This window comes from Nonomuraea sp. NPDC050733 (assembly GCF_040654215.1).
Lineage (GTDB): Bacteria > Actinomycetota > Actinomycetes > Streptosporangiales > Streptosporangiaceae > Nonomuraea.
Map to the genome: position 1 here is coordinate 33,603 of NZ_JBFAHO010000033.1, position 11,730 is coordinate 45,332.

General features: G+C 71.3%; 12 protein-coding genes. 6 read left to right on the plus strand and 6 right to left on the minus strand.

Annotation, left to right across the window (positions count from 1 at the left end; all coding sequences use genetic code 11):
- The first annotated feature begins 147 nt into the window (after nt 1–147).
- The 4 genes from AB0H64_RS34440 (at nt 148) to AB0H64_RS34455 (ending at nt 4,900) form a co-directional block, all read left to right on the plus strand.
- Nucleotides 148–1,473, plus strand: a complete 1,326-nt coding sequence (locus AB0H64_RS34440) for an extracellular solute-binding protein (RefSeq protein WP_357632982.1) — start codon at nt 148–150, stop codon at nt 1,471–1,473.
- 2 nt (nt 1,474–1,475) lie between these two features.
- Nucleotides 1,476–2,486, plus strand: coding sequence for a sugar ABC transporter permease (locus AB0H64_RS34445; RefSeq protein ID WP_357632984.1), 1,011 nt, complete (start codon nt 1,476–1,478; stop codon nt 2,484–2,486).
- Nucleotides 2,483–3,334 carry a carbohydrate ABC transporter permease gene (locus AB0H64_RS34450; RefSeq protein WP_357632986.1) on the plus strand — a complete coding sequence of 284 codons (852 nt, stop codon included), beginning with the start codon at nt 2,483–2,485 and terminating at the stop codon, nt 3,332–3,334. The genes AB0H64_RS34445 and AB0H64_RS34450 overlap by 4 nt, the downstream gene beginning before the upstream one ends.
- Before the next feature lie 87 nt (nt 3,335–3,421).
- Complete coding sequence (locus AB0H64_RS34455) at nt 3,422–4,900, plus strand: glycoside hydrolase family 3 N-terminal domain-containing protein (protein ID WP_357632989.1); 1,479 nt, start codon at nt 3,422–3,424, stop codon at nt 4,898–4,900.
- A 39-nt stretch (nt 4,901–4,939) separates the two neighbouring features.
- On the opposite strand, the gene AB0H64_RS34460 is transcribed toward AB0H64_RS34455, so the two are convergent.
- Nucleotides 4,940–6,118, minus strand: a complete 1,179-nt coding sequence (locus AB0H64_RS34460; RefSeq protein ID WP_357632991.1) for an ROK family transcriptional regulator — start codon at nt 6,116–6,118, stop codon at nt 4,940–4,942.
- Between the two features lie 282 nt (nt 6,119–6,400).
- Between AB0H64_RS34460 and AB0H64_RS34465 the strand changes: the two genes are divergently transcribed.
- Together AB0H64_RS34465 and AB0H64_RS34470 are read left to right on the plus strand one after the other, a co-directional pair.
- Entirely contained in the window at nt 6,401–6,850 is a 450-nt protein-coding gene (locus AB0H64_RS34465; RefSeq protein WP_357632994.1) for an Rrf2 family transcriptional regulator, read from the plus strand.
- A gap of 53 nt (nt 6,851–6,903) precedes the next feature.
- Nucleotides 6,904–7,719 carry a DNA-formamidopyrimidine glycosylase family protein gene (locus tag AB0H64_RS34470; RefSeq protein ID WP_357632997.1) on the plus strand — a complete coding sequence of 272 codons (816 nt, stop codon included), beginning with the start codon at nt 6,904–6,906 and terminating at the stop codon, nt 7,717–7,719.
- Here the strand turns inward: AB0H64_RS34470 and AB0H64_RS34475 are convergent.
- The 5 genes from AB0H64_RS34475 to AB0H64_RS34495 form a co-directional block, all read right to left on the minus strand.
- On the minus strand, nt 7,716–8,072 hold the full coding sequence (locus AB0H64_RS34475) for a helix-turn-helix transcriptional regulator (protein WP_357633094.1): 357 nt from the start codon (nt 8,070–8,072) through the stop codon (nt 7,716–7,718). The genes AB0H64_RS34470 and AB0H64_RS34475 overlap by 4 nt on opposite strands.
- Before the next feature lie 286 nt (nt 8,073–8,358).
- Nucleotides 8,359–8,850, minus strand: a complete 492-nt coding sequence (locus AB0H64_RS34480) for a nicotinamide-nucleotide amidohydrolase family protein (protein WP_357632999.1) — start codon at nt 8,848–8,850, stop codon at nt 8,359–8,361.
- Nucleotides 8,851–8,852: 2 nt separating this feature from the next.
- Nucleotides 8,853–9,425, minus strand: coding sequence for a CDP-diacylglycerol--glycerol-3-phosphate 3-phosphatidyltransferase (gene pgsA, locus AB0H64_RS34485; protein WP_357633002.1), 573 nt, complete (start codon nt 9,423–9,425; stop codon nt 8,853–8,855).
- Nucleotides 9,422–10,831: a 30S ribosomal protein S12 methylthiotransferase RimO gene (gene rimO / locus AB0H64_RS34490; RefSeq protein ID WP_310710480.1), complete on the minus strand. Its 1,410-nt coding sequence runs from the start codon at nt 10,829–10,831 to the stop codon at nt 9,422–9,424. Before rimO ends, pgsA begins: the two co-directional genes overlap by 4 nt.
- A 46-nt stretch (nt 10,832–10,877) precedes the next feature.
- Nucleotides 10,878–11,681: a RodZ domain-containing protein gene (locus tag AB0H64_RS34495; protein ID WP_357633005.1), complete on the minus strand. Its 804-nt coding sequence runs from the start codon at nt 11,679–11,681 to the stop codon at nt 10,878–10,880.
- Between the last annotated feature and the right edge of the window lie 49 nt (nt 11,682–11,730).

The following is an 11,730-nucleotide window of genomic DNA, read 5'->3' on the forward strand; positions in this document are numbered from 1 at the left end:
CGAAACGCTAACGCCGGTTTCTTTTAAGAAAGTTTCTTGTTAGTTTACCACCATTCAACACTGACGATCAGCCAGGTGCGGACCCCCGGGCTCGGCACCCGTATGAGCGCAGACCCGACGCGTTTTCGCCGGGAAGGGAGAACCCTAGTGAGGATCGCGAAGACCACGGCCACTACGGTCACCACGGCCGCTCTGGCCCTGGGCCTGGCGGCGTGCGGCGGCTCCCCGGAGCCGTCCAAGAGCGAGCCGGCGCAGTCCGCCTCGGCGGCCGGGCCCAAGTTCGCGGGCCAGAGCCTCACCGTTTGGCGCCTCGGCGACCCCAACGAGCCGTCGCAGAAGTACATGGACGACCTCGTCGCCGATTTCAAGACCCGGACCGGCGCGGAGACGAAGGTCGAGTGGATCCCGTGGCCGCAGGTCAACGACAAGTTCACGGCCGCGGCCGCCGGCGGCGAGGGTCCTGACGTCACGGAGATCGGCAACGACCAGGTGCCGCTGTGGCAGAGCCAGGACGCCCTGGCCCCTGTCACGTCGATCGCCACCGCCGGCGAGCAGGCCCAGATCCCGAAGAACCTCTTCGGCCTGGAGACCATCGATGGCGAGGTCTACGCCATGCCGTGGGGCGCCGGCACCCGCGCGGTCATGTACCGCACGGACTGGTTCAAGGAGCTCAAGATCGAGGTCCCCAAGACGTGGGACGAGCTCGTGGCCGCCGCCAAGAAGATCCAGGACAAGAAGGGCAAGGACGTCGACGGGTTCGCCTTCAACGGCGGCTCCGACGCCAACCACCTGCTCGGCGCGCTCGCCTGGTCGCAGGGCGGCGATTACGCGGTCAAGGAGGGCGACAAGTGGGTGGGCAAGCTCACCGACCCCGCCTTCAAGGCCGGCTTCGAGACGTACACGGGGATCGTCACCTCCGGCGTGTCGAGCAAGTCGCGCCTGACGCAGAACACCACCGACATCCGCACCCGCTTCTCCAACGGCAAGGTCGGCATGTACCTCACGGCCTCGTGGGACATCGCCACCATCAAGGAGGAGAGCAAGGGCAAGATCGAGGATGACCAGATGGCGTTCTTCCCCCTGCCCTCCAAGACCGGCGGTGAGACCCCTGCGTTCTTCGGCGGCAACGACATCGCCGTCTGGAACGACGCCAAGAACAAGGAGCTCGCGACCGAGTTCGTGAAGCTGGCCTCCGGCAAGAAGTGGGCCGACCGGTACGCCAAGGACGGCGGCCTGCTGCCCGTCTACCCGGACACGCTGGCCGAGCTGGCCAAGGACCCGGCGCAGGCGCCGTTCGCCGCCGCCTTCGCCAAGGCCAAGGCGTTCCCCGCGGACCCGCAGTGGACCGAGGCGAACGAGACCAAGGCCGTCCTGCAGAACGCGGCCCGCTCGGTCATCGAGGGCAAGGCCACGGCCGACGACGCGCTGGCCAAGGCCAACAAGGAGCTCGAAGACATCCTGAACCAGTCGTGACCATGACGAACACCTCAACGCTCGCCAGGGGCGGGGACACCTCCGCCCCCCGGCGGGGCCGCGGCTCACGCAAGCCCTCCCGCGCCGGCGGTCTGCCGGCGTGGGCGGTGCCGTACGTCCTGCTCGTCCCCGGCACGGTGGTCATCGCGGGCCTGCTGCTCTACCCGATGGTCCAGATGGTCATCATGTCGTTCCAGGACATCAGCCTCCGGGTGATCCGCGGCGTCGCGGAGCCGAAGTGGGTGGGGCTGAAGAACTACACCCAGATCCTCGACAACGACGTCTTCTGGTCCTCGCTCCGCAACACGGTCGTCTTCGCCCTCGTCACCGTGGCGCTCACGCTGGTGCTGGGCACGGCGGTCGGGGTGCTGCTGCACCGGCTGAGCAAGCGGATGTCCACCTTCGTCATCATCGGCATCATGTCCGCGTGGGCGGTGCCGCCGGTGGCGCAGGGCACGATCTGGCGATGGCTGTTCGACGCCGAGGCGGGCATCATCAACTGGGCGCTGAACCTGCTGCCCGACCGGCTGTCCACGCTGGTGTTCGGCCGGGCCGACTGGACAGGTGAGCCGTGGCTCAACGACGCCTGGTCGGTGTACGTGGTGCTGGTGCTGACCGTGGTGTGGGCGTCGTTCCCGTTCGTGGCGGTCTCGGTGCTGGCCGGGCTCAAGGGCATCCCGTCCGAGCTGTACGAGGCGGCCCGGGTCGACGGCTCCACCCCGTGGCGCACGTTCAGGAAGATCACCTTCCCGCTGCTCAAGCCGGTCTTCGCCGTGCTGACGATTCTGTCGATCATCTGGGACTTCAAGGTGCTCAGCCAGCTCTACGTGCTGCTCAACGGGCCCACCAACCGCGAGGCGTTCAACCTGTCCCTCTACTCCTACGCCGAGGCGTTCAAGGCGCCGCCGAAGATGGGCACGGGAGCGGCGATCGCGGTGGTGCTGACGATCATGCTGCTGGTCGTCACCGCCTTCTACACCCGGCAGATGGTCAAGCAGGAGGACCTGGCATGAACCCGCTCGCCCGCAAGCGGCTCACCAGGGCCGCCCTGAACACGGCCGGGGTGCTGGTCTTCCTCTTCGCCGTCTTCCCCGTCTACTGGATGATCTCCACCTCGTTCAAGGCGAACGACCAGATCTTCACCACGGACTTCATCCCGTTCCCCACGCACTTCACCCTCGACCACGTCGAGCGGGTGCTCACCGAGGGCGTGGCGGGCAACCCCATCTGGATCTACATGCGCAACAGCGCGATCGTCGCGCTCGGCACCGTGCTCGTCGGCTCGGCGTTCGCGCTGCTGGCGGCGACGGCGGTGGCGCGCTTCCGGTTCAGGGGCCGCACCGGGTTCCTGATCACGCTGCTCATCGTGCAGATGATCCCGTGCGAGGCGCTGCTCATCCCGCTGTTCCTGAACGTCAAGCGGATGGGCCTGTACGACAACCTGCTCGGGCTCATCGTGATCCAGGTGGGCCTCACCCTCCCCTTCGGCATCTGGATGCTGCGCACGTTCGTCGCGGCGGTGCCCAAGTCGCTGGAGGAGGCCGCGTGGATCGACGGCGCGAGCCGGTTCACCACGTTCAGGAAGGTGCTGTTCCCGCTGGTGGCGCCGGGCCTGGTGGCGACGAGCATCTTCTCGTTCATCACCGCGTGGAACGACCTGATCTTCGCGTTGGTGCTGATGAAGGAGAGCTCCGGCTACACCATGCCGGTGGCCCTGCAGTTCTTCTTCGGGCAGCGCGGCACGGACTGGGGCGCCATCATGGCGACCTCCACGCTGATGACGCTGCCGGTCATCGCCTTCTTCCTGCTGGTGCAGCGCCGCATGGTCTCCGGCCTGGTGGCCGGGGCCGTCAAGGGCTGACCTTCCCCCGCCGCGGCCCTCGGTGCGGCCGGCGCTCCTCCACGCGCCGGGCCGCGCCGCGGGCCGCCCATCCCACGATGAGGAGCCATGAGTCACAGTGATCGGGGGCTGCGCCGCCTCGCGGCGGGCACGCTGCTGGCCGCGTTCACGGGCACGACCGCGCCCGACTGGGTGCTGAGAGAGCTTGAGGACGGCCTCGGCGGCGTCACGCTCTTCGGCTTCAACCTCACCGAGCCGGCCGGGCTGGCCGAGCTGACCGCCTCCCTCCGGGCCGCGGGCGACCCCGTCGTCTCCCTCGACGAGGAGGGCGGTGACGTCACCCGTCTCGCCTACCACGTCGGCAGCCCGTACCCGGGCAACGCCGCGCTCGGCGCGGTCGACGACCCCGACCTCACCCGCCGCGTCTACCGGGCCATCGGCGCGGAGCTGGTCGCCTGCGGAGTGAACCTCGACATGGCGCCCGACGCCGACGTCAACACCGCCGAGGACAACCCCGTCATCGGCACCCGGGCCTTCGGCGACGACCCCGAGCTGGTCGCCCGGCACACCGTGGCGGCCGTCGAGGGGCTGCAGGCCGTGGGGGTCGCCGCCTGCGTCAAGCACTTCCCCGGTCACGGCGCCACCACCGTGGACTCGCACCTGGACGTGCCGGTCGTGGACGTGCCGCTGGACGTGCTGCGCGCCAGGGAGCTGGCGCCGTTCCGCGCGGCCATCGGCGCGGGCACCAAATCGATCATGACGGCGCACGTCGCGGTGCCGGCGCTGACCGGTGACCGGCCGGCCACCCTGTCCTCCGCCGCGCTCACCGGGCTGCTGCGCGAGGAGCTGGGTTACCACGGGGTGGTCATCTCCGACGCGCTCGACATGCAGGCCATCACCGACGGCGTGGGGCTGGCCGAGGGGGCCGTCCAATCTCTGGCGGCCGGCGCCGACCTGCTCTGCCTCGGGCCCAGGCCGGGCCCGGACGAGGTCGCGTGGATCATCGACAGGATCGTGGCGGCGGCCCGGGACGGCCGGCTGCCGGTGGCGCGCCTGGAGGAGGCCGCGGCCCGCACGACGGCGCTGCGCACCTGGTTCGGCACCCGCGCCGGCGTGGCCCACGAGGTCCGCTCCGCCGACGTGCCGGACGAGGCGCGCGGCGGCGTGCCGCCGATCGGCCTGCACGCCGCCAGGCGGGCCGTCCGCCTCGACGGCTCGGCCGCTCCGCTGACGGACCCGCTGGTGGTGGAGGTGGACACCCCGCCGACCATCGCGGTCGGCGACGTGCCGTGGGGTGTCTCGCCGTGGCTGCCGCAGGCGGAGGTGCTCCGGGTACGGCCGGCCGACGCGGACGCGGACGCCCTCCTGGAACGCGCCGCCGGCCGGTCGCTGGTCGTGGTCGTCAAGGACGCCCACCGCTACGCCGACAGCCGGGCCCTGGTCTCGGCGCTGGTGGCCGCCCGGCCGGACGCGATCGTGGTGGAGATGGGACTGCCGGTGTGGCGGCCGGGCAGCGCCGCCTACATCGCGACGTACGGGGCCGCCCGCGCCAACGCCCAGGCCGCGATGGAGCTGCTGACAGCCTGACCGCGCGCTCCTGACACCCTCCGGGGACCCGTGGACGGGTCAGGAGGCGAAGATCTCCTCGTGGGCCTGATGGAGGGCGGCCAGGACGGCCCCACGCAGCACCGGGTTGCCCTCCACGGTGCTGGTCACCACCTGGGGCCGCACCGGGCAGACGCGGGCCACCGCCTCCTCCACCCGGGAGGTGAGCGCGCGGCCGCCCGCGTGGCCCACCTCGCCGCCCAGCACGACCAGCCCGGGGTCGAGGATCACGCACACCGCGGCCACGCCCAGCGCCAGCCGGTGGGCCAGCTCGTCCAGCAGCGGCTCGCCCCTGGTGCCCGCCGCGACCGCCACCTCCACGCACTCCCTCGCGCTCGCCGCCGCGAACCCGTAGCCGGCGGCGAGCTCGGCCACCGCCTCGGCGCTGACCAGCGACTGCAGGCCGCCCGCCAGCGAGGGCAGCCGCCCCGGTGAGGTGCGGATCTCCTCGGGCAGCGCCGCGCCCGGCACCGCCAGGTAGCCGATCTCGCCCGCGCTGCCCGACCGGCCCCGGTGGAGCTTGCCGCCCAGCATCACCGCGAGGCCGAGCCCGCGGCTGGCCCACAGCAGCACGAAGTCGTCGACGCCCGCCGCGGCGCCGTCGGCGCGCTCGGCGACGGCGGCGAGGTTGACGTCGTTCTCGATGGTGACCTCCCGCTTGAGGTCGCCGGCCAGCGCCTCGTGGCTGCCGTCGTGCCAGCCCGGCAGGTCGAAGGCGTAGCGGACGTCGCCGGTGCGCGGATCGACCACGCCGGGCGTGCCGATCACGACGCCGCGCAGCCGGCCGGCGCTGACCTTGGCGCTGCGGCAGGCCTTCATGATGGCGCCGTGGACGACGGGGACGAGGTCGTCGTGGCCGTTGGGGGCGAACGTCACCTCCGCCACCGTGCGCCCGTGGATGTCGGCGACGGCCGCCGAGACCAGCTCCGGCCCGACCTCCAGCCCGGCCACGTACGCGCTGGAGGGGATGACGGAGTAGAGCGCCGCGTTGGGCCCGCGACCGCCTGCCTGGACGCCGACGACCTCGACGAGGCCGCGCTCCTCCAGCCGGGCGAGCGTCTGGGAGGCGGTGACCTTGGACAGGCCGGTCAGCTCGCCGATCTGCCCCCGGGTCATCGGACCGGTGGAGAGCAGCAACTCGAGCGCGGCCCGGTCGTTGATCTCCCTGAGCAGTCTGGGCACACCAGGGCGTCGCTCCACGCTGTATCCCACCGTCTAATCGAAAAGGTTGTTGGAAGTTTAGCGCTCCTCCTGTCGCCAATCACCGCAGGTGAACGCGAGGATTCCTCGCAAAACCGGTCCTTTGGGCACGCTCCCATCCCTTCCTCTCGGCCCGGCGGACTCGCCGACAGGCCCGAAAAGGACCGAAAAGGCGTCTGCGGGATGTCCGCCCAGGCAGGGCGGGTGCGACACGTCCGATCACCTCACGCTTTCGGCGGCCTTGCGCCTAACCACTGTTGACCAGGAGGGATAATCGACAACATGCGCCTTTCCGCTCGTGTCGACTACGCCCTTCGTGCCGCCGCCGAACTCGCCGCAGCCGGTGCCGGCCCGACCACCGTGGGCGAGCTCGCCAAGGAGCAGGACATGCCGCCCAAGTACCTGGAGAACATCCTGCTCCAGATGCGCCGCGCCGGCCTGGTCCGCGGCCAGCGGGGCCCTGAGGGCGGCTACGTGCTCGCACGTCCCGCCGGCGAGATCTCGCTCGCCGACGTGATCAGGGCGGTGGACGGGCCGCTGGCCAACGTCCGCGGTGAGCGCCCGGAGCACGTCGGCTACCGCGGCCCGGCGGAGTCGCTGCAGCAGGTGTGGATCGCGTTGCGGGCCACCGAGCGCTCCATCCTCGAAGAGGTCACGCTGGAGCAGGTCGCGAGCGGTGAGCTGCCGGAGCGGGTGCGCCAGCTCGCCGCCGACCCCGCCGCCTGGGACTGATCGTTCCAAGACCGGTCAGAGGGCGCCTCGCACCGGGTTCCTAGACTGGGGGCATGCCCGAAGGAGACGCCGTCCACCGTGCCGCCGGCCGGCTGCGGGGCGCGCTCGACGGGCGGGTGCTGACCAGGTCCGACTTCCGGGTGCCCCGCCACGCCACCGCCGATCTGCGCGGGCGGGCCGTGCTGACGACGGTGTCGCGGGGCAAGCACCTGCTCACCCGCGTCGAGGGCGGCCTGACCGTGCACACCCACCTGCGCATGGACGGGAGCTGGCGCATCGTTCCGGCCGGACGGCGGACGCGGAACGGCGCAGCCGCGAACGCCGGAGCACGCGGGGTGGGCGGCGACGATGTCCGGCTCGTGCTGGCCAACGCGGAGTGGGAGGCGGTCGGGCACCGGCTGGGGATGGTGGACCTGCTGCGGACCGCCGAGGAGTCACGGGTGGTGGGGCATCTGGGGCCCGACCTGCTCGGCGACGACTGGGACCCCGCCGAGGCGGTGCGGCGGCTGCTGATGGAGCCGGACAGGACGATCGGGGAGGCGCTGCTCGACCAGCGCAACCTTGCGGGAATCGGGACGATCTACCGCGCCGAGACACTGTTCCTCAGAGGAGTCTGGCCGTGGCGGAAGGTCGGGGACGTGGCGGACCTGGAGGGGGTGGTCACGCTGGCCCAGCGGCTGCTGAACGCGAACAAGGCTCACGCGGGCACCGTGACGACAGGCGATCGCCGTCCCAGCGCGCAGACCTGGGTCTACGGCAGGGCAGGGCGGCCGTGTCGCCGATGCGGCACGCGCATCAGCCGTGGGGAGATGGGGGCACAACCACAGGAACGGCTGATCCTGTGGTGCGGCGCCTGCCAGCCGAGCTAGGCAGCCACCATGTCCTTGACCTCGGGGAACACGGAGTCGGAGATCGATCCGGGCACCGATTCGGCAAGGGGGATGCGCTCGTGGTCGGGAACGTCGGCGAGCACGGGGGCAGCCTGCAGCTCAGCCAGGGCGAACTGGTCGGACACCTCACGCAGAACCTGCGACAGCGGAACGCCGAGGGCGCCGCAGATCGAGGCCAGCAACTCGGACGACGCCTCTTTCTGGCCACGCTCCACTTCGGACAAGTAGCCCAGCGAGACCCGCGCCAACGTGGACACCTCACGGAGAGTGCGTCCCTGCCGCACGCGCAACCGCCTCAGCACATCGCCGAGCAGCTGACGCAGCAAAATCATCTGTCGCTCCCTCCCCGGCGTGGAGGTCTTCACCACGCCCCGCGCGATCGGATCGTGCCGCCCATCCTTCTTCTTCGCTTGGTACATGCTCCTCGCCGTCGTCATGGGGCCCTGCCGTCCCCGGATCGTCGCTCCCGGCCCGTCATGCGACGCACCCGGCCTGCCTGCCGGGCGCTCGCTGCTTGACGTTGGCTCTCGGACCTCACTCACAGCTCCACCGTACCTGTATCGACCGACACCGCGTCAGACCGTGCCAGTCATGTTCGCTCGGGACGTAACACGGTAATCACCCGGAATGTTCCCCCTTGTTCGGCTTAAGCACACCTGTTAGTAGATCAACCGCCTCGTCCACCGTCTTTACCCTGATACGTTCGCGCGACCCCTGGAGTCTCAACTCTCGCAGCCATATTTCTCCGCCGGGCCCGCTGACGGCCACGTGCACGGTGCCGACGGGCCTGCCGTCCTGGGGCTCGGGCCCCGCCACCCCGGTCACGGCCAGCCCGTACGTCGCCTCGCACAGCCTGGCCACGCCCGCCGCCATCGCCGCCGCGACGTCCGGGTGGACGGCCCCCTCCCGCCGCAGCAGGTCGCCGGGGACCCCCAGCAGCGCCTGCTTCAGATCCGTCGCGTAGGAGACGACCCCGCCCCTGAACGCCTTGGACGCCCCCGGGACGGCTGTGAGGGTCGCCCCGATGAGCCCCCCGGTCAGCGACTCGGCCACGGCGAGCGTGGCCCCCCGCTCCACCAGCAGCGTGATGGCCTCGGCGGCCGGCGCCATGGTCACTCCCCCCGGACCTGCCGCGCCACCTTGCGGAGCTTGACGGCTCGGAACACGTAGTCGATGCCCGTGCCGACCGTGACCAGCAGGGCGACGCCCATGACCGTCCAGCGGAGCGGGTCGTAGACGCCGGGCAGGATGTACAGGACGATCGCGGCGATCTGCAGCACGGTCTTGACCTTGCCGCCGTAGCTGGCCGGGATGACCGCGCGGCGGATCAGCATGAGGCGCAGCACCGTGATGCCGAGCTCGCGCCCGAGGATCACCAGCGTGACCCACCACGGCAGCTCACCGAGGAGCGACAGGGACACCAGCGCCGCCCCGGTCAGCGCCTTGTCGGCGATCGGGTCGGCGATCTTGCCGAAGTCGGTGATCAGCCCGTAGCGGCGGGCCAGCTCGCCGTCGAGATGGTCGGTGATGGACGCCACGGCGAAGACGGCCAGCGCGCCCAGGCGCCAGCCCATGCCCGGCATGAAGAGACAGAAGACGAAGAAGGGGACGAGCGCCAACCGCAGGACCGTGAGGACGTTGGCGATGTTCCACGGGCTGACCACGCGGCGCTCGTCCCTGGTCATGGACCGGCCTTGATGCGCGCGATCAGGTCGACCCCCTCGGCGTCGACCACCACCGCGCGCACGATCTGGCCGCGCACCAGGCCGATGCCCTGCACGGTCACGGACCCGTCCACCTCGGGACCCTGGTGGGCGGCCCGGCCCTCGTAGCCGCCGTCACCCAGGTCGTCGTCGATGAGCACGTCGACCTCGGTGCCGATGCGCTCCTCCGCCCGCTGCGCGGTCAGCTCCTCGGCCAGCTCGGTCAGCACGCGCACGCGCTCGTCCACGGTCTCCTGGTCGAGCTTGCCGTCGAAGCCGGCCGCCTCGGTGCCGTCCTCGTCGGAGTAGCCGAACACGCCGATCACGTCGAGCCGCGCCTGCTCCAGGAAGCCGACCAGCTCGCCGAACTCCTCCTCGGTCTCGCCGGGGAAGCCCACGATGAAGTTGGAGCGCACACCCGCCTCGGGGGCGTGCTCGCGGATGCTCTCCAGCAGCCCCAGGAAGCGCTCCGGGTCGCCGAAGCGGCGCATCCGGCGCAGCACCGTGCCGCTGGCGTGCTGGAAGGACAGGTCGAAGTACGGGGCGATGCCCTCGGTGCCCGCGATGACCTCCAGCAGCCCCGGTCGCAGCTCGGCCGGCTGGAGGTAGCTGACGCGCACCCGGTCGATGCCCTCGACGGCGGCCAGGCGTGGCAGCAGCTTCTCCAGCGCCCTCAGGTCGCCGAGGTCCTTGCCGTAGGAGGTGGAGTTCTCGCTGACGAGGACCAGCTCGCGCACGCCGCGGTGGGCGAGCCAGTCGGCCTCGGCCAGCAGCTCCTCGGGGTCACGCGAGACGTAGGCGCCGCGGAAGGCCGGGATGGCGCAGAAGGTGCAGCGCCGGTCGCAGCCGGAGGCGAGCTTGAGCGAGGCCACCGGGCTCTCGTCGAGCCGCTTGCGCAGCACGCGGGGGCCGCTGGCGGGCGCCAGCCCGTCGGGCAGGTCGCCGTGGCCCGGGATGGCGGCCTTGGGGGCGGCGGCCCGGTCGACGGGCGAGATGGGCAGCAGGGTGCGCCGGTCACGCGGGGTGTGCGGCTTGAGCGGCCGCCCGGCGAGCACGTCGTCGAGGCGGCCGCCGATGTCGGCGTAGTCGTCGAAGGAGATGACCGCGCTGGCCTCGGGCAGTGCCTCGGCCAGCTCGTTGCCGTAGCGCTCGGCCATGCAGCCCGCGGCGACCACCTTGGTGCCGGAGTCCGCCGCGGCCAGCAGCGTGTCGATGGAGTCCTTCTTCGCCGAGTCGATGAAGCCACACGTGTTGACGACGACGACGTCTGGGTCGTCGTCGCCCAGCTGCCAGCCGGCAGCCTCAAGTCGCGCGGCGAGCTCCTCGGAGTCGACCTCGTTGCGCGCGCAGCCCAGGGTGATCAGCGATGCGGTTCGGCGGGATGACATGGTGAACACTACGGTATCGGGAGTTGGCCACCACCCGATGCACGGGCTACCTCGCCGGTGGCGCCGGCGGCCCGAACGAGCGGCGCACCGGCTCGCCGCGCGACCCGAGCTTGCCGACCTTCTTGCCGTTGACCTGCACCGACACCGCGCCGGCGTCACTGACCTCGAGGTCGACCCGGTTCGGGGCCCGCCAGGTGGATGTCATGCCGGGCTGCATCGTCCCGGCGAACATCCTGCGGCCCTGGGCGTCGAGGACGCTGACGTAGGACGAGCGCTTGGCCTTGACCTGGACGACCACCTCGTTGGCGACGGCGGTCGCGCTCGCCCTGGGCGGGGCCTGCTTGGCCCGCTGGTGCAGCTCGGCGGCCGGCGCCCCCTGGCCGGCGGGGATCTCCTCCACCGCGGCCGGGTGCGTCCCCCCGCCCATGACGCGGACCACGCCGAAGATCACGACGAGGCTCAGCACGACGCCCAGCCCCATCGACCAGGTGGGCCCGCGCCGCTCGGCCGCCCGCAGCACGCGGTCGGTGCGGAAGACGCCGGCCATCTGCAGCGCGGGCGGACGCCCGCCGTTGAACTCGTCGTAGCGTTGGACCATGGCCTCGGGATCGAGGCCGAGCGCTCTGGAGAGCGCCTTGATGTGCCCCCGCTCGTAGAAGTCGCCGCCGCACTGCGCGAACTCGTCGCGCTCGAAGGCGTTGATGATCGCCTCGCGAACGCGGGTGACCGCGCTGAGCTGCTCGACCGTCATGCCCGCCGACCGTCTCGCGGTGGACAGCATGGCTCCGACGCTCCGCCTGTCCGCGCCCTGCGCGGGCACGTCCTGCTCCTGTGTGCTCTGGTCCTCCACGGCGCACGCCTCCCAGCCCCTGACGAACCGTAACCGACCCTATTCAATC